Source organism: Streptomyces lydicus, from assembly GCF_001729485.1.
GTDB classification, from domain to species: Bacteria; Actinomycetota; Actinomycetes; order Streptomycetales; family Streptomycetaceae; genus Streptomyces; species Streptomyces lydicus_D.
The window spans coordinates 6,668,974-6,689,120 of the sequence record NZ_CP017157.1 but is presented as its reverse complement, the minus strand read 5'-3'; the positions used below and the strand labels follow the sequence as shown (position 1 = coordinate 6,689,120).

Annotated in this window: 17 protein-coding genes; 11 read left to right on the top strand and 6 right to left on the bottom strand. The window is 72.0% G+C overall.

All coding sequences use genetic code 11. From position 1 onward, the window contains the following. Positions 1-36: 36 nt before the first annotated feature. From SL103_RS28885 to SL103_RS28870, 4 genes are all read left to right on the top strand, one after another. Complete coding sequence (locus SL103_RS28885; RefSeq protein WP_069571926.1) at positions 37-1,347, top strand: MFS transporter; 1,311 nt, start codon at positions 37-39, stop codon at positions 1,345-1,347. An 81-nt stretch (positions 1,348-1,428) separates the two neighbouring features. Then, positions 1,429-1,938, top strand: a complete 510-nt coding sequence (locus SL103_RS28880; protein ID WP_069571925.1) for a MarR family winged helix-turn-helix transcriptional regulator — start codon at positions 1,429-1,431, stop codon at positions 1,936-1,938. Positions 1,939-2,026: 88 nt separating this feature from the next. Next, positions 2,027-2,359 carry a DUF3817 domain-containing protein gene (locus SL103_RS28875; protein ID WP_069571924.1) on the top strand — a complete coding sequence of 111 codons (333 nt, stop codon included), beginning with the start codon at positions 2,027-2,029 and terminating at the stop codon, positions 2,357-2,359. 176 nt (positions 2,360-2,535) lie between these two features. Next, positions 2,536-4,236 carry an acyl-CoA mutase large subunit family protein gene (locus SL103_RS28870; protein ID WP_069571921.1) on the top strand — a complete coding sequence of 567 codons (1,701 nt, stop codon included), beginning with the start codon at positions 2,536-2,538 and terminating at the stop codon, positions 4,234-4,236. Positions 4,237-4,302: 66 nt separating this feature from the next. Here the strand turns inward: SL103_RS28870 and SL103_RS28865 are convergent, their stop codons facing one another. Then, positions 4,303-5,703 (bottom strand): sensor histidine kinase, encoded by a 1,401-nt coding sequence (locus tag SL103_RS28865; RefSeq protein WP_069571919.1) that lies wholly within the window; start codon positions 5,701-5,703, stop codon positions 4,303-4,305. Continuing rightward, positions 5,700-6,428: a response regulator transcription factor gene (locus SL103_RS28860; protein ID WP_069574216.1), complete on the bottom strand. Its 729-nt coding sequence runs from the start codon at positions 6,426-6,428 to the stop codon at positions 5,700-5,702. Before SL103_RS28860 ends, SL103_RS28865 begins: the two co-directional genes overlap by 4 nt. A gap of 63 nt (positions 6,429-6,491) precedes the next feature. Between SL103_RS28860 and SL103_RS28855 the strand changes: the two genes are divergently transcribed. Together SL103_RS28855 and SL103_RS28850 are read left to right on the top strand one after the other, a co-directional pair. Next, positions 6,492-7,658 carry a UDP-N-acetylglucosamine--N-acetylmuramyl-(pentapeptide) pyrophosphoryl-undecaprenol N-acetylglucosamine transferase gene (locus SL103_RS28855; protein ID WP_069571917.1) on the top strand — a complete coding sequence of 389 codons (1,167 nt, stop codon included), beginning with the start codon at positions 6,492-6,494 and terminating at the stop codon, positions 7,656-7,658. Further along, positions 7,655-8,659: a GDP-mannose 4,6-dehydratase gene (locus SL103_RS28850; protein WP_069571915.1), complete on the top strand. Its 1,005-nt coding sequence runs from the start codon at positions 7,655-7,657 to the stop codon at positions 8,657-8,659. Before SL103_RS28855 ends, SL103_RS28850 begins: the two co-directional genes overlap by 4 nt. Positions 8,660-8,698: 39 nt before the next feature. Here SL103_RS28850 and SL103_RS28845 read toward each other — a convergent pair whose 3' ends face one another. Beyond that, complete coding sequence (locus tag SL103_RS28845; RefSeq protein WP_244304073.1) at positions 8,699-9,349, bottom strand: TetR/AcrR family transcriptional regulator; 651 nt, start codon at positions 9,347-9,349, stop codon at positions 8,699-8,701. Between the two features lie 295 nt (positions 9,350-9,644). Here SL103_RS28845 and SL103_RS28840 point away from each other — a divergent pair, with 295 nt between their 5' ends. The 4 genes from SL103_RS28840 to SL103_RS28825 all read left to right on the top strand — a co-directional run bounded on the left by SL103_RS28840 (position 9,645) and on the right by SL103_RS28825 (position 13,905). Continuing rightward, positions 9,645-10,616: a tetratricopeptide repeat protein gene (locus tag SL103_RS28840; RefSeq protein WP_069571911.1), complete on the top strand. Its 972-nt coding sequence runs from the start codon at positions 9,645-9,647 to the stop codon at positions 10,614-10,616. Positions 10,617-11,227: 611 nt separating this feature from the next. After that, positions 11,228-11,845 carry a DUF6230 family protein gene (locus tag SL103_RS28835; protein ID WP_069571909.1) on the top strand — a complete coding sequence of 206 codons (618 nt, stop codon included), beginning with the start codon at positions 11,228-11,230 and terminating at the stop codon, positions 11,843-11,845. A 217-nt stretch (positions 11,846-12,062) separates the two neighbouring features. Next, positions 12,063-12,626 (top strand): DUF6114 domain-containing protein, encoded by a 564-nt coding sequence (locus tag SL103_RS28830; RefSeq protein WP_069571907.1) that lies wholly within the window; start codon positions 12,063-12,065, stop codon positions 12,624-12,626. Then, the gene (locus SL103_RS28825; protein WP_069571905.1) at positions 12,616-13,905 is read left to right on the top strand and encodes a hypothetical protein; all 1,290 of its coding nucleotides are present in this window, start codon (positions 12,616-12,618) and stop codon (positions 13,903-13,905) included. Before SL103_RS28830 ends, SL103_RS28825 begins: the two co-directional genes overlap by 11 nt. A 104-nt stretch (positions 13,906-14,009) precedes the next feature. Here SL103_RS28825 and pyk read toward each other — a convergent pair whose 3' ends face one another. The 3 genes from pyk to pta all read right to left on the bottom strand — a co-directional run bounded on the left by pyk (position 14,010) and on the right by pta (position 18,850). After that, positions 14,010-15,437 carry a pyruvate kinase gene (pyk, locus tag SL103_RS28820; protein ID WP_069571902.1) on the bottom strand — a complete coding sequence of 476 codons (1,428 nt, stop codon included), beginning with the start codon at positions 15,435-15,437 and terminating at the stop codon, positions 14,010-14,012. A gap of 61 nt (positions 15,438-15,498) precedes the next feature. Then, positions 15,499-16,710, bottom strand: a complete 1,212-nt coding sequence (locus SL103_RS28815) for an acetate kinase (protein WP_069571901.1) — start codon at positions 16,708-16,710, stop codon at positions 15,499-15,501. Between the two features lie 46 nt (positions 16,711-16,756). Next, positions 16,757-18,850 carry a phosphate acetyltransferase gene (pta, locus tag SL103_RS28810; protein ID WP_069571899.1) on the bottom strand — a complete coding sequence of 698 codons (2,094 nt, stop codon included), beginning with the start codon at positions 18,848-18,850 and terminating at the stop codon, positions 16,757-16,759. A 230-nt stretch (positions 18,851-19,080) separates the two neighbouring features. On the opposite strand from pta, the gene SL103_RS28805 reads away from it, so the two are divergent. Beyond that, positions 19,081-20,106, top strand: coding sequence for an ATP-dependent 6-phosphofructokinase (locus tag SL103_RS28805; RefSeq protein ID WP_069571897.1), 1,026 nt, complete (start codon positions 19,081-19,083; stop codon positions 20,104-20,106). Positions 20,107-20,147 lie beyond the last annotated feature (41 nt).

The window sequence follows — 20,147 nt, the reverse complement described above, 5'->3', positions numbered from 1 at the left end:
CTAGGGGCTGCGGGCGCCGCCCGGCAGGCTTCCGGCATGTCCGCGACCACCGGGCCCGTACCGCCGGGCCGTCCTCCCGCCTGCCCTGACGGGGCGGGCGCCGGTGCCGGGCCGGTGCGTGCGCCCGGCTACCGCGCCGTCTTCGCCGTCGCCGAGTTCCGGTACGTCTTCGCCGCCCACCTGCTCTCCTCGCTCGGCGTGGTCGTCTGCGAGATCGCGCTGTCCGTGCTGGTCTTCCGGCTCACCGACTCCCCGCTGCTCAGCGCACTGACCTTCGCGCTGGGCCTGCTCCCGTACGTCGTGGGCGGCACCCTGCTGTCGGCCGTCGCCGACCGCTACCCGGCCCGCCGGGTGCTGGTGGTCTGCGACCTGCTGTGCGCACCGGCCGCCGGGTGCATGGCCGTGCCCGGCACGCCGGTGGCGGTGCTGCTCGCCCTGCGCTGTGTGATCGCCGCCGTCGCGCCGGTCTTCGCCGGGACCCGCGCCGCGACGCTGGGGGACGTCCTCGGCGAGGGTGAGCTGTTCGTGCTGGGGCGCTCGGTGATCCGCATCGTCAATCAGGGCGCCCAGCTGGCGGGGTTCGGGGCCGGCGGGCTGCTGCTGGCCGCCGCGTCCCCCGGTGCGGTGCTCGCGATCACCGCGGGGACGTTCCTCGGCTCGGGGGTGCTGCTGCGGCTGGGCACCCGCGCCCGGCCCGCGCGGGACGCCGCCGGGCGGGTGCGGGGCGGTGCGGCGCTGCTGGGCGCCTCGCTGGGCGGCGTCCGGCGGCTGCTGGCCGACCGCGGGGTGCGCGCGCTGCTGCTGCTGAGCTGGCTGCCGCCGGCGTTCGTCGTGGTCCCGGAGGCGCTGCTGATCGCCTACGCGGGCCGGCTCGGCGTCGGTCCGGCCGGCGCGGGGCTGCTGATGTGCAGCATGCCGCTGGGCGCGGTGACCGCCGAGAGCCTGGTCGGCGCGTTCCTCGGCCCGGCGGCACGGGCCCGGCTCACCTTCCCGATGGGCGTCTTCGCGGTGCTGCCCTCGCTCGGCTTCGCCTTCGAGCCGTCGCTGGGCTGGGCGGTGGTGCTGCTGGTGCTGACCGGCACCGGGATCTCGTACAACTTCGGGGTCGACCGGTGGCTGGTCGCCGCCGTCCCCGAGCGGCTGCTGGGGCAGGCGATGACGGTGACGCAGGCCGGGCGGATGACGGTGATGGGCCTGGCCATGGGGGCGGCCGGGGCCGCGGCGGAGCTGGCGCCGCTGCGGGTGGTGATGCCGGCGGCGGGGGTGGTGGGGACGGTCTGCGTGCTGGCGGTGCTCGCGGAGGTGCGGCGTTCCGGGGCCGCTCCGGGCGCCCGGAAGGCGGGGTGACCGCGGTACTCGGGGTCCCCCGTACGACCGAAAACTGAGACAGGGCTGACCAGCATATGACCGCCGGGTAGGGTCGAAGACGTGTCGAAGCCGCTCAGCCTTGCTTTCGATCCCATCGCCCGCGCCGACGAACTGTGGCGGCAGCGATGGGGTGCCGTGCCGTCGATGGCCGCGATCACCTCGATCATGCGCGCCCACCAGATCCTGCTGTCCGAGGTGGACGCGGTGGTCAAGCCCTACGGGCTGACCTTCGCGCGCTACGAGGCGCTGGTGCTGCTGACCTTCTCCAAGGCCGGTGAGCTGCCGATGTCGAAGATCGGCGAGCGGCTGATGGTGCACCCGACCTCGGTCACCAACACCGTCGACCGTCTGGTGAGGTCCGGTCTGGTCGCCAAGCGGCCCAACCCGAACGACGGGCGGGGCACGCTCGCCTCGATCACCGACAAGGGCCGGGAGGTGTGCGACGCCGCGACCCGGGACCTGATGGCGATGGACTTCGGGCTGGGCGCGTACGACGCCGAGGAGTGCGGCGAGATCTTCGCGATGCTGCGGCCGCTGCGGGTGGCCGCCGCGGACTTCGAGGAGGAGTAGCGGGCGGCGCGCCCGGGCTCCGGCGGCGGTCCGGTGTCCGCGGGGGGCGGTGAAGATCGCCCCGGAACGGGTGGTTACGCTCTGGGGCATGAAGCGAAGCGTCCTGACCCGATACCGGGCGATGGCCTACATCACCGCCGTGATGCTGCTGGTGCTCTGCACGTGCATGATCTTCAAGTACGGCTTCGGGATGGGCAAGGACCTCACCCTGGTCGTCTCGCAGGTCCACGGCGTGCTCTACATCATCTACCTGGTCTTCGCCTTCGACCTGGGCTCCAAGGCCAAGTGGCCGTTCGGCAAGCTGCTGTGGGTGCTGGTCGCGGGCACGATCCCGACCGCCGCCTTCTTCGTGGAGCGCCAGGTGGTGCGGGAGGTCGAGCCGCTGCTCGCCGGTGACGCCGCGGAGCCGGTCAAGGTCTGACGCCGGCCGTCCGTCGCACCTCGTGACGTCGCGCCCGTTCCCCGCCGGGGACGGGCGCCGCTGCGTTTCCGGCCCTCGGTACGTCGGCCGCTTCACCCCTTACGCACCGTAATGCCCTACGACTCATGGCCTTCTCCCGTCGACAACTACTAGGACGTCCTAGTAAATTCGACAGTATGGACGCTGAAGCGATTGAGGAAGGCCGCCGTCGCTGGCAGGCTCGGTACGACTCTGCCCGGAAGCGGGACGCGGACTTCACCACGCTCTCGGGCGACCCCGTCGAGCCGGCGTACGGGCCCCGCCCCGGGGACACCTACGAGGGGTTCGAGCGGATCGGCTGGCCGGGCGAGTTCCCGTACACGCGGGGCCTGTATCCCACCGGCTACCGGGGGCGGACGTGGACGATCCGCCAGTTCGCCGGCTTCGGCAACGCCGAGCAGACCAACGAGCGCTACAAGATGATCCTCAAGGCGGGCGGCGGCGGCCTGTCCGTCGCCTTCGACATGCCGACCCTCATGGGCCGCGACTCCGACGACCCGCGCTCGCTGGGCGAGGTCGGGCACTGCGGCGTCGCGATCGACTCCGCGGCCGACATGGAGGTCCTCTTCAAGGACATCCCGCTGGGCGACGTCACGACCTCCATGACGATCTCCGGGCCGGCCGTCCCCGTCTTCTGCATGTACCTCGTCGCCGCCGAGCGGCAGGGCGTCGACCCCGGCGTGCTGAACGGCACGCTCCAGACGGACATCTTCAAGGAGTACATCGCCCAGAAGGAGTGGCTCTTCCAGCCCGAGCCGCACCTGCGGCTCATCGGCGACCTGATGGAGCACTGCGCGCGCGGCATCCCCGCGTACAAGCCGCTGTCGGTCTCCGGCTACCACATCCGGGAAGCCGGGGCCACCGCCGCGCAGGAGCTGGCGTACACCCTCGCGGACGGCTTCGGCTATGTGGAACTGGGCCTCAGCCGCGGCCTGGACGTCAACTCCTTCGCCCCCGGCCTGTCCTTCTTCTTCGACGCGCACGTCGACTTCTTCGAGGAGATCGCCAAGTTCCGGGCGGCCCGCAGGATCTGGGCCCGCTGGATGCGCGACGTGTACGGCGCCACGAGCGAGAAGGCGCAGTGGCTGCGCTTCCACACGCAGACCGCCGGCGTCTCACTGACCGCCCAGCAGCCGTACAACAACGTCGTGCGGACCGCGGTGGAGGCACTCGCGGCGGTGCTGGGCGGCACCAACTCGCTGCACACCAACGCCCTGGACGAGACCCTCGCGCTGCCCAGCGAGCAGGCCGCGGAGATCGCGCTGCGCACCCAGCAGGTGCTGATGGAGGAGACCGGCGTCGCCAACGTCGCCGACCCGCTGGGCGGTTCGTGGTTCGTCGAGCAGCTGACGGACCGCATCGAGGCGGACGCCGAGAAGATCTTCGACCGGATCAAGGAGCGCGGCGCACGGGCGGTGCCGGACGGGCAGCACCCGATCGGCCCGATGACGTCGGGCATCCTGCGCGGCATCGAGGACGGCTGGTTCACCGGTGAGATCGCCGAGTCCGCCTTCCAGTACCAGCAGGCGCTGGAAAAGGGCGACAAGCGGGTCGTCGGCGTCAACTGCCACCACGGTTCGGTCACCGGCGACCTGGAGATCCTCCGGGTCAGCCACGAGGTCGAACGCGAGCAGGTGCGGGCCCTCGCCGAGCGCAAGGCGCGTCGCGACGACGCCCGGGTGACCGCCGCGCTCAAGCAGATGCTGGCCGCGGCGCGGGACGGCGGCAACATGATCGAGCCGATGCTGGAGGCCGTACGGGCCGAGGCGACCCTGGGGGAGATCTGCGGGGCGCTGCGCGACGAATGGGGGATCTACACGGAGCCGGCCGGCTTCTGAGGCCGCGCGACCGGCCGGACGCCCCCGGTGCGGGCGGGGTGCGCCCCGTTCCGCGCCGGGGGCGCCTCAGTGCGCCGGGATCCGCAGCCGGAAGAGCGCCCCGCCGCCCGGCGCGGCCTCCGCGGTGAGTTCCGCGCCGTGCGCCCGGGCGATCTGGCGGGCCATGGCGAGGCCCAGACCCGAGCCGGGCAGCGCACGGGCCGCTTCGGCGCGGTAGAAGCGGTCGAAGACGTGGGGGAGGTCCCCGGGGGCGATACCGGGGCCGTGGTCCCGGACCGTCAGGTGCAACTCGTCCGAAACCAGCCGGAGTTCGGTGTCCACCGGGCCGCCGGGCGGGGAGAACTTGGCGGCGTTGTCGAGCAGGTTGGTCAGCAGCCGGGTCAGGCGGGCGGGGACACCGGGGACGGTGAGTGCGGTGGCGTCCGGGTCCACGTCCGAGGTGAAGGTGATCTCCGGCCAGTGCCCGCGGGCCGCGCCCACCGCGTGTGCCAGCAGGGCGGCCGGGCGCACCTGCTCGACCAGCGGCCGGGGCTCCTCGTCCCGGGCGAGTTCGATGAGGTCGTTGACCAGGGTGGTGACCTCCCGGAGCTGCCGGCCCAGGGCCGCGGCGGCACGGTCCCGCTGGGCGTCGGTCAGCCGGTCGGCCCGGGCGAGGAGTTCGGCGTTGGTCCGCAGCGCGGTCAGCGGGGTGCGCAGCTCGTGCGAGGCGTCGGCGACCAGCCGGCGCCGGGCGGTGACGGACTCCTCCAGCTCGCCGAGCATGGCGTTGAAGCTGGCGGCGAGCCGGGTGACCTCGTCCTCGCGGGCCGGCGGCCCGGCCGGCAGCTCGATGCGGTGCCGGGCGTCGCGGGTGGCGGCGATGCGCTCGGCGGTGGCGGTGAGCCGGGCGACCGGCGCCAGGCCCGTACGGGAGACCCAGTAGCCGAGCGCGCCGGCCAGCAGGACACCGGCGGCGCCCACCGCGGACAGTGCCCAGGCGGCGTGCCGCACGCCGCGCTCGACGGTGTCCGAACGGAGCGCCACCTGGAGCGCCTGGTGCCGGCCGGGGAAGCGGGTGGTGTACATCCGGACGGGCTGCCCGGCGACCGTGAGCTCGCTGTAGTACGCGGTGCGGCGGCCGTCGGCGACCTCGCGGGTGGCGGTGGTGACCGGCAGGGCGCGGTAGCCGCCGCGCGGGTCCCGCGCCGGGTCGGCGGGGACGATCTGCACGCAGGGCACGGCCTGGTAGCGGCAGGAGGCGTCGCTGGCGGTCGGGCCCCAGTCGCGGGTCTGCTGGAGGCGCTGGGTGGCCGTCTGGGCGAGGTCGAGTTCGAGCTGGCGGGTCATCTGGTAGCTGATGATGACGAAGGCCGCGGCGCAGACGCCGACGGCCACCAGCGCCACCGCGGCGGAGGCGGTCAGCGCGAGCCGGGTCCGCAGCGGCCGGCGGCGGCGCCAGCGGGCGCCCAGGCCGCGGTGGCCGGTCACCGGCCCTCCGCGTGGCCGAGGCGGTAGCCGACGCCGTGCACGGTGTGGACCAGCCGGGACTCGCCGCCCGCCTCCAGTTTCCGGCGGAGGTAACCGATGTAGACGGCCAGTGAGTTGGAGTCCGGGCCGAAGTCGCGGCCCCAGACCCGCTCCAGGATCATCTCCCGCGGGAGCACCTGCCCCGGGTGCAGCAACAGCAGTTCCAGCAGCGCCCATTCGGTGCGGCTGAACTCCAGCGGGCGGCCCGCCCGGTGGCCGCTGCGGGTCACCGGATCGACGACCAGGTCGTCGAAGGAGAGCCGGGCGTCCTCCACGGCGACCGCCGAGGCGCGCCGCAGCAGGGCCCGGATCCGGGCCACCAGCTCGTCCAGCGCGAACGGCTTGACCAGATAGTCGTCGGCGCCCGCGTCCAGCCCGTCGACCCGTTCGCTGACCGAGTCCAGCGCGGTCAGTACGAGGATGGGCGTGCGGTCGTCCAGCGCGCGCAGCCGGCGGCAGACCGCCAGCCCGTCCAGGACGGGCATCATCACGTCCAGCACGAGGGCGTCCGGCTGCCAGGCGGCGACCTCCGAGAGGGCGGCCAGGCCGTCGGCCGCACCGCGCACCGCGTAGCCCTCCACGGCCAGGCCGTCCTCGACGGCGGCGCGCACCTCCGGTTCGTCGTCGACGACGAGGATCTTGGCGGCCGGGGCGCTGTGCGGCGCGGGCGGCAGGGGCTGTGGCATGGACATAGGCTGCCAAACACCTCTCTTAGAACGTTCTTAGGGCGTATCGCGAGCGTGGCGGCCATGCGCACACCACTCTCGGTCGTGATCGGTGCGGGCGGCACCGGCGGCCACATCTATCCCGGTCTCGCCCTCGCCGACGCGCTCCGCCGGGCCGCGCCCGATGCGGTGATCTCCTTCGTGGGGACCGCACGCGGACTGGAGACGCGGCTGATCCCGCAGGCCGGATACCGGCTGCACACCGTCGACATGATCCCCTTCGACCCCTCGCTCGGCGCCCGACGCTATCTGCTGCCGGCCGCGCTGCTGCGCTCGGGCGCCCAGTGCCGGGCGATCCTCAAGGAACAGGGCGCCCAGGTGGCGGTCGGGATGGGCGGTTATCCGAGCGCCCCGGTGATCGTCGGGGCGCGGCTGGCCGGGCTGCCGAGCCTGGTCCACGAGTCCAACGCGGTCCCCGGCCGGGCCAACAAGTTCGCGGCCCGGCTCACCCCGCACCTCGCCCTCGCCTTCGACCGCAGCCGGGCGCACCTGACCGGCGGCGAGCGGGCCGAGACGGTGGGGATGCCGCTGGTCGGACCGCTGGCCCAGCTGGACCGGGCGGCACTGCGGCCGGCCGCCCGGCGGGCGCTGGGCGTCCCGGACGGGGCGCGGCTGGTGCTGTTCAACGGCGGGAGCCTGGGCGCCGCCCGGCTGACCGAGGCGGCCGTGGGCCTCGCGGGCTGCCACCGGGCGCGGCCGGACCTGCGCCTGCTGATCAAGACCGGCCCGGCGGCCCTGGAGGAGACCCGGGCCCGGCTGGCGGCCAACGGGGGCGCGGCCGTCGCCGAGGCCGTGCCGTACCTGGACCGGATGGACCTGGCGTACGCCGCGGCCGATCTGGTGGTGTGCCGGGCCGGTTCGGCGACCGTCGCCGAGCTGGCCACGATCGGGATGCCGGCCGTCCTGGTGCCGTATCCGCACGCGCCCGGCGACCACCAGACGCACAACGCGCGGGTGCTCTCCGACGCCGGCGCGGCGCTGCTGCTGCCCGACGCCGAGACCTCGGCCCGGGCGCTGGACGCGCTGATCACCCCGCTGCTGGCCGACCCCGGCCGGCTCGCCGCCATGGCGCGGGCCGCCGACCCCGGCACCCACGCCCGGGCCGCCGACCTGCTCGCCGCCAAGGCGCTGGCGCTGGCCGGCCACCCCGGCGCCACCTACCCCAACACCCCTCTCAAGGAGTCGATATGAGCAGCAGTACGCAGACGTGGAGCGGCCGCAGGGTCCTGGTCACCGGGGCCGAGGGGTTCATCGGTTCGACCCTGGTCGACCTGCTGGTCGAGGCCGGCGCCGAGGTGCGCGCCTTCGTGCACTACAAGCCGTACGCGGAGAAGGGCCACCTGGCGCGCTTCCTGGGCCCGGGCAGCCCGGTCGAGATGCTCGCCGGGGACGTGCGGGACGCGGGCCGGGTGCGGGACGCGGTCGCGGGCTGCGACACGGTCTTCCACCTGGCCGCGCTGATCGGCATCCCGTACAGCTACGACTCACCGGGCGCCTATGTGCAGACGAACGTGGTGGGGACGGAGAACGTCGCGGAGGCGTGCCGGCAGCATGCCGTGCGGCGGCTGGTGCACACCTCCACCAGTGAGGTCTACGGGACCGCGCTGACCGCGCCGATCGGCGAGGACCACCCGCTCCAGCCGCAGTCGCCGTACTCCGCCTCGAAGATCGGCGCGGACATGATGGCGCTGTCGCACTGGCACGCCTTCGAGCTGCCGGTGACGGTCGTCCGCCCCTTCAACACCTACGGGCCCCGGCAGTCCGCGCGCGCCGTGATCCCCACGATCCTCGCCCAGCTCCACTCCGGCGCCCGGCAGATCAAGCTCGGCTCGCTCACCCCCACCCGCGACTTCACCTACGTCACCGACACCGCGGCCGGGTTCCTGGCGCTGGCGGACTGCGACCGGGCACTGGGACAGGTCGTCAACCTCGGCACCGGCCGGGAGATCGCCATCGGGGCGCTGGCCGAGGCGCTGATCGCCGCCTCGGGCCGGGACGCGGAGGTCGTCGTCGACCCGGCGCGGCTGCGGCCGTCGGGCAGCGAGGTCGAGCGGCTGCTGTCGGACAACTCCCGGGCGCGCCGCTGGGCTTCGTGGCAGCCGGAGGTCTCCCTGGAGGAGGGGCTGAAGCGGACCTCGGACTGGGTCGCCGAGAACCTGCACCTGTTCGCCGCCGACCGCTACCAGGTCTGATCCGCGGGCGGGCCCGGGCCGGCGGCGGCCCGGGCCGGCTCAGGCCGGCTCGCCGTCCCCCAGGCCCGCCAGGCCGGTGAGGAAGAGCGCGGTGAAGTCGCGGCCCCACGCGGCGTCCACGGGCTCGCCGCTGACCAGGGTGCGGTGCACGATCGCACCGGCGATCACATCGAAGATCAGGTCCATGGTGCGGGCGGCGGTCCGCGCGCCCTCCTCGCCGGGGGTGTCCGCCGGCAGTTCGCCGCGCTCCTGCGCCCGCGAGCGGCCCAGCTGCACCAGCCGCTTCTGGCGGTCGACGATCGCCGAGCGGATCCGCTCGCGCAGCGCCTCGTCGGTGGTGGACTCGGCGACCACGGCCATCAGCGCGGTCTTGGTCTCGGGCCGGGCGAGCAGCGCGCCGAACTGGAGCACCACGCCCTCGATGTCCGCCTGCAGGCAGCCCCGGTCGGGCAGTTCGAGCTCGTCGAAGAGCACCGCCACGGCGTCCACGACCAGCTCGTTCTTGTTGGCCCAGCGCCGGTAGAGCGTCGTCTTGGCGACGCCGGCCCGGGCCGCCACCTCACTCATGGTCAGCCGCCCCCAGCCCAGGTCGACGAGTGCGGCACGGGTGGCGTGGAGGATCGCGTGGTCGGTCTCGACGCTGCGCGGGCGGCCCGTGCGGCCTTTCCGGGGGCTGGCGGAGTGGTGCATGCGGGCGACCATACCGGCCAGTACGGGGCCGGGCGGCCCGGCCAGTGAGGCAGATCACTCCGCACGGGGCCGGAACCGGTTGTCGCGCGGGGGCGACGGCGAGTTACGCTACGGGTCGTAGCGTAAAAGCGACAGCCACTGGCCGTGGGTGGGGACCCATGGCCGCGCTCGACGGCCCTCCGCGGGCCGCAGGCAGTACCGATCACCGCACCGACCGCCGGGTCGATCGCGCCACCGCCGCATCGCTTTCCGGATCGCTTTCCGGAACGGACCGCCCAGGGGGGAGGATGGACCCATGCAGCCACGCAATATGTCCATGAGTGGAGTCGTCGACCTCGCAGCGGTGAAGGCGGCGGGTGAAGCGAAGCAGAAGGCGGAGCAGGCGCGCGCCGAGGCCGCCCGTACGGGCCGGGCCCCCACGAGCGGCGCCCGCCTGGTGTTCGACGTTGACGAGGCGGGCTTCCAGCAGGAGGTCCTGCAGCGCTCCACCGAGGTCCCGGTCGTCATCGACTTCTGGGCCGAGTGGTGCGAGCCGTGCAAGCAGCTGGGTCCGCTGCTGGAGCGGCTCGTGAACGAGTACGCCGGCAAGCTGGTGCTGGCCAAGATCGACGTCGACGCCAACCAGATGCTGTTCCAGCAGTTCGGGGTGCAGGGCATCCCGGCGGTCTTCGCGGTGGTCGCCGGCCAGCCGATCCCGCTGTTCCAGGGCGCGGCCCCGGAGGCGCAGATCCGGCAGGTGTTCGACCAGCTGGTGCAGGCCGCCGAGCAGCAGTTCGGCATCGTGGGCGCGCCGGTCGACCCGGCCGCCGCCGAGGAGCAGCCGGTCGCCGAGGCCCCGGCCCCGGTCGGCCCGTACGACGCGCTGCTGGAGGCCGCCGGTCAGGCGCTGGACGCCGGCGATCTGGGCGGCGCCGTCCAGGCGTACAAGAACGTGCTGGCCGACGACCCGACCAACCCGGAGGCCAAGCTCGGTCTCGCGCAGGCCGAACTCCTGCACCGGGTGCAGGACCTCGACCCGCAGGCGGTGCGCAAGGAGGCCGCGGAGAACCCGGCCGACGCGCAGGCGCAGATCCGTGCCGCGGACCTCGACCTGGTCGGCGGGCACGTCGAGGACGCGTTCGGCCGGCTGGTCGACGCGGTGAAGCGGACGGCCGGTGACGACCGGGAGGCCGCGCGGGTGCGGCTGCTGGAGCTCTTCGACGTCGTCGGGACGGACGATCCGCGGGTGATCGCGGCGCGTACCGCGCTTGCCCGGGTGCTGTTCTGACCCACTGTCGTACGAGGCGCCCCCTTCTGACCTGTACGGCCTTCGTCGCTTGACCAAACAAACGAAGCAGCGGCCACGTTTTACCTAAACTTGGTAATCGTGGCCGCTGTTACTTGGAGTAAGTCGCGGCGGCCCTCTTGCGGCGCTCTGTCCGCAAATGCCGTATGTCTTTCCGCAGTGAGCGGCGACCCTGTGTACCCGGGTGATATCGGTGCGTCGTGACGCGGTTATCAGCCCGTTACCCGCAAGTAACGAGCCCCTTGTGCGGCGGCTCCGAATGGACCACGATCGGCCACGCTCGGTCCATTCCCGCAGCCCGGCATCCGGTCGGCGCGGCGGGTCACTTGGGTCCCCACCGAGTGGTCGGCGGCAGTGGCGCCGGCCGTGGACAGGGGGGTCTCTGCCCCATCCGGCAGGGCCTGTCCAGGAGGTTGCGCGAGAGCGTGGCCAGTGGTTGTCGCTCGGGGGTGATCGCCGGTGTTCGGAACACGATGTGCCTCCGAGAACGGGCGCTCTCCTTCCCGAGGACGTAGCACTTCTCCCATCCCAGGTACCGCTGCCCAACTGAGGCCGCCGGTACCGGAGATGTACGTCCGAGAAGGAGGAAAGTCATGGAGTCCCTGGCTCGTGGCGGGACCAGATGGAAGCGGTTCGCCGTCGTCATGGTGCCGAGCGTCGCGGCGACCGCCGCGATCGGTGTCGCCCTTTCGCAGGGTGCGCTCGCGGCATCGTTCAGCGTGTCCGGTCAGCAGTTCAAGGTCGCTACAGACCGGCTGGACGGCACCGGATTTGTTCAGTATGGAGCCATTGACGCCCAGAAGGGCGGCAAGCAGGTCCCGGTAGCGGTCTCGGGGTTCTCGAACGCCAAGATCAGGAACCTCTGCCAGTCGGTGGTCGTGCCGGTCCCGGTCTTCGGCGATGTGTCGATGAAGCTGTCGGCCGGTGGCGGTGACACGCCCGTCGAGGCGAAGAACCTCTACATCGACCTCGACCAGCTGTCCGCGGACGCGACCTTCAACAACATCGACATCGGTGTTGCTGCAGGCTCGACGACCAAGGGTCCGGGCATGCACAAGGGCGACAAGGCCGACCCGGGCTCGTTCGCCCAGCAGGCCGACTCGGCCACGCTGACCCACGTCCGTCAGACGGCGTGGGCCACGACGGCCGGCACGTTCAAGCTCAGCGGCCTCAAGATGAGCGTCGCCAAGGGCAAGAGCGAGTGCTTCTGACGCACTGAGCGTGCGGGCGCGGGGTGAAGAGCTGCGCGGCGAGTCGGATGCCGTTCCCCGTGCCCGTACGCCGGGTAGCCAGGTAGCACACATCAGCTCAGAACCACCGATTTGCCAGTCCCGAGGAGCTGTACGACATGAGCGAGCCTCGCGAGCGAATCATCGACAGGTGCGCGCGGTGCGAATGCGAGCCCGCCGACCGTAGGGAGGCTGGCGCATGAGCGCCGAGACGCGACCACGGCTGATCGAAGGCATCGGCCGCAAGAGGATGTCGTTCCGGGAGTGGCGCGGACACCGTCCGTTCTGGGGCGGGATGCTGACCCTGCTGGCCGGCCTCCCGATCATGTATATCCCCTACGCGAATCTCACGATCGGTTCGCTGACCGTCCGCATGGCGACCACCGCCGGCGCGGGCTCGCTGATCATCGGCGTCCTGCTGGTCGTGCTCGGTCTGACCATGTGGTTCCAGCCGGCGTCCCGCGTCTTCGCGGGGGTGGCGGCGATCCTGCTCGCCCTGGTCTCGCTGGTCGTCTCGAACTTCGGCGCCTTCCTGGTCGGCTTCCTGTTGGGGCTGATCGGCGGAGCGCTGGGAGTGGCCTGGGCGCCGGGCGAGGCAGCAGCCGGCGGGGAGGACACCGAAGGGCCGGCGGCCCGCAACGTCGCCGGGCCGGTCGTGGCCACCAACCCCTCGCCGGCCGGATCCGGGTCGGGCAACGGACTGGACGACCTGTCAGGAACGAGCCCGACCAACGGAACCAACAGGAGGCACCGTGCCGGGTGACGAGCTGCACGAGGAGACTGCAGCCGCCGGGGCGAGAACCGGGCCGAGGCATGCGGCGCCCAAGAAGCCGCTGCTGACTCGGCTGCACGTGCCCGCGGGCAAGGCGATAGCCATCGCCGCCATGCCGTCCGCCGTGCTGATGGGGATGGGGCTGACGCCCCAGATGGCGATCGCCAAGTCGGCGCCGCCCAAGAGCCCCTTCAAGGACGGCCCCTGCGTCTCCGCCCCGGACAAGGCCGGCGATCAGGGCAAGTCCAAGGACACCACCGCGAAGGACAAGAAGGACAACAAGGACTCGAAGGGCGACTCCACGCCGTCCGCCGATCCCTCGTCCTCGCCCTCGCCCTCGAAGAGCAAGGACACCGCCGACAAGCCGGCGCCCTCGCCGTCCGCTTCTCAGAAGACCGACGAGCCCTCCGGCTCCGCGACCCCGTCGCCGTCGGCCTCCGAGGACAAGAAGGACGACGGCGGTCTGCTGGGCGGCGTCGGTGACGCGCTCGGCGGTCTGCTGGGCGGCGACAAGTCCGACGACTCCTCCGCGTCGCCGAGCCCCTCGCCGTCGCAGTCCGCCACCAAGGACGCGACGCCGAAGGCCGACGACTCCGGATCCGCCACCGACAAGGTCACCAAGCCGCTCAAGGAGACCCTCGGCGGCGTCACGGGCAGCGCCGGCAAGGCCGGTGACGCCCTCAAGAACGGGTCCAAGACGGTCAACGACACCGTCCACGGCGCCATCGGCACGGCGGACAACGCCCTGCCCGGCGGCGGGCTGGACGGCAAGGACGCCAGCGGCAAGCAGGCATACCCCTGCGTCGTGGAGAACAAGCAGAAGGGCAAGGACGAGCAGACCCCCGTCACCCTGCCCGACGACCCCTGGCACCTGGAGTCCAGCGGGCTCACCCTGCGCGGCCTGGACTACGAGGGCGTCGTCAACGTCACGACGCAGAGCGGCCACACCAAGCAGGCCCTGAAGTTCACCGCCGACAGCATCGACATCGGTGATCTGCACCAGATCGTCGATGACCCGGCGTCCGGCAAGAAGTACCACGTCAGGTCGACGCCGGGGTCCACGTCCACGATCCGCGGCGGCAAGGTGACCCTGTACACCGAGCGGCTGCAGGGCAACCTCTTCGGTCTGATCCCGATCGTCTTCGATCCCGAGCACCCGCCGCCGCTGAACGTCCCGTTCGCGTACTTCAGCAAGGTCAAGCTCGACCAGGCGGGCCAGTTCGGCGGGAACCTGCATGTCCCGGGCATGCACGTGACCATAGAGAACTGACCGGGAGCACCATCCGGCCGGAGCTTTTCCGGGAGCCGCAGAAAACGGCGGTGGGCCGCCCCTCCAGGAGGGGCGACCCACCGCCGTTCTGCTGTGCGGGTGCGTCAGGCGCGCTCGCCGCCCAGGTGGTGCACCCGGACCATGTTGGTGGTGCCGGGGACGCCGGGGGGCGAACCGGCCGTGATGAGCATGGTGTCGCCCTTGCTGTAGCGCTTGAGCTTGAGCAGCTCGGCGTCCACCAGGTCGACCATCGCGTCGGTGTTGTCGACGTGCTGCACCACGAAGCTGTCCACGCCCCAGCTCAGGGTGAGCTGGTTGCGGGTGGTCGTGTCGGTGGTGAAGGCCAGGATCGGCTGGGCCGCGCGGTAGCGGGAGAGGCGGCGGGCGGTGTCACCGGACTTGGTGAACGCCACCAGCGCCTTGCCGTCGAGGAAGTCGGCCATCTCGCACGCCGCGCGGGCCACCGCGCCGCCCTGCGTCCGCGGCTTCTTGCCCGGCACCAGCGGCTGCAGGCCCTTGGAGAGCAGCTCCTCCTCGGCCGCCTCGACGATCTTCGACATCGTCTTGACGGTCTCGATCGGGTACTGGCCGACCGAGGACTCCGCGGAGAGCATCACCGCGTCCGCACCGTCGAGGATGGCGTTGGCGACGTCGGACGCCTCGGCGCGGGTCGGCCGGGAGTTGGTGATCATCGACTCCATCATCTGGGTCGCGACGATCACCGGCTTGGCGTTGCGCCGGCACAGCTCGATGAGCCGCTTCTGCACCATCGGGACCTTCTCCAGCGGATACTCCACCGCCAGGTCACCACGGGCCACCATGACCGCGTCGAAGGCCATGACGACCTCCTCCATGTTGGCCACCGCCTGCGGCTTCTCCACCTTGGCGATGACCGGGACCCGCCGGCCCACCTCGTCCATCACGCGGTGCACGTCCTGGACGTCCTTGGCGTCCCGGACGAAGGACAGCGCCACCATGTCGCAGCCCATCCGCAGGGCGAACTTGAGGTCCTCGATGTCCTTCTCGGACAGCGCGGGGACGTTCACCGCGGCACCGGGCAGGTTGATGCCCTTGTGGTCGGAGATGACCCCGCCCTCGATGACGATGGTGCGCACCCGCGAGCCCTCGACCTCGACGACCTGGAGCGCGACGTTGCCGTCGTTGATCAGGACCGGGTCGCCCTTGGAGACGTCGCCGGGCAGGCCCTTGTAGGTCGTGCCGCAGATGGTCCGGTCACCGGGCACGTCCTCGGTGGTGATGACGAACTCGTCGCCGCGCACCAGCTCCACCGGACCGTCGGCGAACGTCGCGAGGCGGATCTTGGGGCCCTGGAGGTCGGCCAGCACGCCGACGGCGCGGCCGGTCTCCTCGCAGGCTTTGCGGAGGCGGTGGTACCGCTCCTCGTGCTCCGGCTGGGTCCCGTGGCTCATGTTGAATCGGGCCACGTTCATACCGGCTTCGATCAGCGTCTTCAGCTGCTCGTAGGAGTCGACGGCGGGGCCCAGGGTGCAGACGATTTTGGAACGGCGCATGAGCGGAATCCTATCGGTTTGTTTACGAGCGGAATATTCCAGCTGGTGGAAGCCCCAGGGCCTACGCGCTGACCAGGGCGTATGTCTGCTGAGCGATCTCCAGTTCCTCGTCCGTCGGCACCACGGCGACCGCGACCCGGGCGTACTCCGGCGAGATCAGCCGCGGCTCGTCGGACCGTACGGCGTTGAGTCCGGCGTCCACCGCCAGGCCCAGCTCCTCCAGTCCCGCGACGGCCGCCTCGCGCACCGGGGCGGCGTTCTCGCCGACGCCCGCGGTGAAGACCACCGCGTCGACCCGGCCGAGCACCGCGTAGTAGGCGCCGATGTACTTCTTCAGCCGGTGGATGTAGATGTCGAAGGCGAGCGCGGCCCGCTCGTCGCCCTCGTCGATCCGGCGCCGGATCTCCCGCATGTCGTTGTCGCCGCACAGCCCGAGCAGCCCGCTCTTCTTGTTGAGCAGCTCGTCGATCTCGTCCGCCGACATCCCCGCCACCCGCTTGAGGTGGAAGGTGACCGCCGGGTCGATGTCGCCCGAGCGGGTGCCCATGACCAGGCCCTCCAGCGGCGTCAGGCCCATCGAGGTGTCCACGCAGCGGCCGCCGGCCACCGCCGAGGCGGAGGCGCCGTTGCCCAGGTGCAGCACGATGACGTTGACCTCGGCGGGGTCCTGGCCGAGCAGCGCCGCGGTCCGGCGGGAGACGTACGCGTGCGAGGTGCCGTGGAAGCCGTAGCGGCGGACGCGGTGCGCGTCGGCGGTCTCCACGTCGATGGCGTAGCGGGCCGCGTACTCCGGCATCGTGGAGTGGAAGGCGGTGTCGAAGACCGCGATCTGCGGCAGGTCGGGGCGGAGCGCCTGGGCGGTCCTGATGCCGGTGATGTTCGCCGGGTTGTGCAGCGGGGCGACCGGCACCAGCCGCTCGATCTCCTTGAGCACCGCGTCGTCGATCACGGTCGGTTCGGTGAACCTCAGTCCGCCGTGCACCACCCGGTGCCCGATCGCGGCCAGCTGGGGGGAGTCCAGGCCCAGGCCGTCGGCGGACAGCTCGGCGGCGACCGCCTTCAGCGCGGTCTCGTGGTCGGCGATCGCGCCCTCGGTCTCGCGCTTCTCGCCGCCGGTGGCCAGCGGGGTGTGGACCAGGCGCGAGTTCTCCTCGCCGATGCGCTCGACGAGCCCGACGGCGAGCCGGCGGCCGTCGGCCATGTCGAGCAGCTGGTACTTCACCGACGAGGAGCCGGAGTTGAGGACGAGGACGCGGGTGGCGGTGGCAGTCATGTAGCGCTTTCCGGTGGGGTGGGGACGGGGGCGGGCACGGCCCGGGTCAGTCGGTGGCTCCGGCGCCGGGGCGGGCGCCCTGCGCCTGGATGGCGGTGATCGCGACGGTGTTGACGATGTCCTGGACCAAAGCGCCGCGCGAGAGGTCGTTGACCGGCTTGCGCAGGCCCTGGAGGACCGGTCCGACGGCGACCGCGCCCGCCGAGCGCTGCACGGCCTTGTAGGTGTTGTTGCCGGTGTTGAGGTCCGGGAAGATCAGCACGGTGGCCTTGCCGGCCACGTCGGAGCCGGGCAGCTTGGTCTGCGCGACCGCGTCGTCGACCGCCGCGTCGTACTGGATCGGCCCTTCCACCAGCAGGTCGGGGCGCAGCTCGCGGACCAGCTCGGTGGCCTTGCGGACCTTGTCGACGTCCGCGCCGGAGCCGGAGGTGCCGGTGGAGTACGACAGCATCGCGATCCGGGGCTCGACGCCGAACTGGGCCGCGGTGGTGGCGGACTGGATGGCGATGTCGGCCAGCTGCTCGGCGTCCGGGTCCGGGTTGACCGCGCAGTCGCCGTAGACCAGCACCCGGTCGGCCAGGCACATGAAGAAGACCGAGGACACGATCTGCGCGTTCGGCTTGGTCTTGATGACCTCGAAGGCGGGCCGGATGGTGGCCGCCGTGGAGTGCACGGCGCCGGAGACCATGCCGTCGGCCAGGCCCTCCTCGACCATCAGCGTGCCGAAGTAGGAGACGTCGGCGACCACGTCGTAGGCCAGCTCGTAGCTGACGCCCTTGTGCGCGCGCAGCGCGGCGTACAGCTCGGCGAACCGCTCGCGCAGCTCGGAGGTCTGCGGGTCGATGATCTGGGCGTCCGCCAGGTCGATGGCCAGGTCGGCGGCGCGCTTGCGGATCGCCTCCTCCTCGCCCAGCAGGGTCAGGTCGCAGACGTCGCGGCGCAGCAGGACGTCGGCGGCGCGCAGCACCCGCTCCTCGTTGCCCTCGGGCAGGACGACCCGGCGGCGGCCGGAGCGGGAGCGCTCGATCAGCTCGTGCTCGAACATCATCGGCGTGACCCGGCCGGAGCGGGCCACCGAGATGCGGTCGGTCAGCTCCACGGTGTCCACGTGGCGCTCGAAGAGGCCGAGCGCGGTCTCCGCCTTGCGCGGCGAGGCGGCGTTCAGCTTGCCCTCGATCGCGAACAGCTCGGCGGCGGTCGGGAAGGACCCGCCCGGTACGGAGATCACCGGCGTGCCCGGGGCGAGCCGGCCGGCCAGCGCCATGATGTCGGGGCCGGGCCGCTCGTCGAGGGTGAGCAGCACCCCGGCGATCGGCGGGGCGCCGGCGCTGTGCGCGGCGAGCGAGCCGACGACCAGGTCGGCGCGGTCCCCGGGGGTCACCACGAGGCAGCCGGGGGTGAGCGCCTTGAGGAAGGTCGGCAGCATCGCCCCGCCGAAGACGAAGTCGCGGGCGTCCCTGGCGAGCCCGGAGTCGTCGCCCAGCAGCACCTGGGCGCCGAGGGCGTGCACGATCTGGCCGACGGTCGGCGCGGAGAGCGAGCCGTCCTCGGGCAGTGCGTAGCAGGGCACCGGCAGGCGGGCGGCGAGCCGCTCGACGACCGCCGTGCGGTGTTCGGGGGCCACCCGGTTGACGACCATGGCGACCACGTCGCAGCCCAGCGAGGTGTAGGCGCGGTAGGCGTTGCGGGCCTCGGCGCGCACCGACTCGGCCTCCTGGCCCTGGCCGCCGACGACGGCGATCACCGAGGCGCCGCACTCGTTGGCGATCCGGGCGTTGAGGTTCAGCTCGGCCGGCAGGCTGGTGTCGGCGTAGTCCGAGCCCAGGATCAGGACGTACTCGTAGTCCCTGGCGACGGCGTGGAAGCGGTCGACGAGCCGGGAGACCAGCTCGTCGGTGCCGCGTTCGGCCTGGAGGGCGGCGGCCTCGTCGTAGCTGATGCCGTAGACGGTCTCCGCGGGCTGGGTGAGGCGGTAGCGGGCCCGCAGCAGTTCGAAGAGGCGGTCCGGCCCGTCGTGGACCAGCGGGCGGAAGACCCCCACCCGGTCGACGTGGCGGGTCAGGAGCTCCATGACTCCCAGTTCCACGACCTGACGTCCGTCGCCGCGGTCGATACCGGTCACGTACACGCTGCGCGTCACGCGGGCTCTCCGATCCATTCCGTTGGCCACAAGGTCAAAATCAGCCGTTATCGTTGGCGTGTCCTCTTGACAATACCTGCGCGTGTGGATAAGCCGCTCTCCCAGTTTCCCCGGCGGAGTACGGGTGAGGACAGTAGGGGGGAGGTCCCTCTCTGAGGCCGGTGCCCGTCGGGCCGTGAAACAATCGGACCGGCTCAGGAACCAACAGCGAGCACAGGAGACACAGCACGATGCGTATCGGAGTCCTCACCGCAGGCGGCGACTGCCCCGGCCTGAATGCTGTGATCCGGTCTGTTGTCCATCGCGCCCTCACCGGCCACGGCGACGAGGTCATCGGCTTCGAGGACGGCTTCAAGGGACTGCTGGAGGGCCGCTTCCGCAAACTCGACCTGGAAGCCGTCAGCGGCATCCTCGCCCGCGGCGGCACCATCCTCGGCTCGTCCCGGCTGGAGCGCGCCCGGCTGCAGGAGGCGTGCGAGAACGCCAAGGACCACTCCAAGGACTACGGCATCGACGTGCTGATCCCGATCGGCGGCGAGGGCACCCTCACCGCCGCGCGGATGCTGTCGGACGCCGGGCTGCCGGTCGTCGGCGTCCCCAAGACCATCGACAACGACATCTCCTCGACCGACCGCACCTTCGGCTTCGACACCGCCGTCGGCGTGGCGACCGAGGCGATCGACCGCCTCAAGACCACCGCGGAGTCGCACCAGCGCGTGATGGTCGTCGAGGTCATGGGCCGGCACGCGGGCTGGATCGCGCTGGAGTCCGGGATGGCCGGCGGTGCGCACGGCATCTGCCTGCCGGAGCGCGGCTTCGATGTGAACGACCTGGTCAAGATGGTCGAGGAGCGGTTCGCCCGGGGCAAGAAGTTCGCCGTGGTCTGTGTCGCCGAGGGCGCCCACCCGGCCCCCGGCACCATGGACTACAAGAAGGGCGCCATCGACCAGTACGGCCACGAGCGGTTCTCCGGCATCGGCAACGCGCTCGCCCACGAACTGGAGCAGCGCCTCGGCAAGGAGGCCCGCCCGGTCATCCTCGGCCACGTCCAGCGCGGCGGCACCCCCACCGCCTACGACCGGGTGCTCGCCACCCGCTTCGGCTGGCACGCCGTCGAGGCCGCGCACCGCGGCGAGTACGGCAGGATGACCGCGCTGCGCGGCACCGACATCACGATGGTGCCGCTGGCCGAGGCGGTCACCGAGCTCAAGACCGTGCCCACCTGGCGGATGGACGAGGCCGAGTCGGTCTTCTGACACCCCCGGACCACGACGGCGGCGGGCCTTCCCCTTCGAGG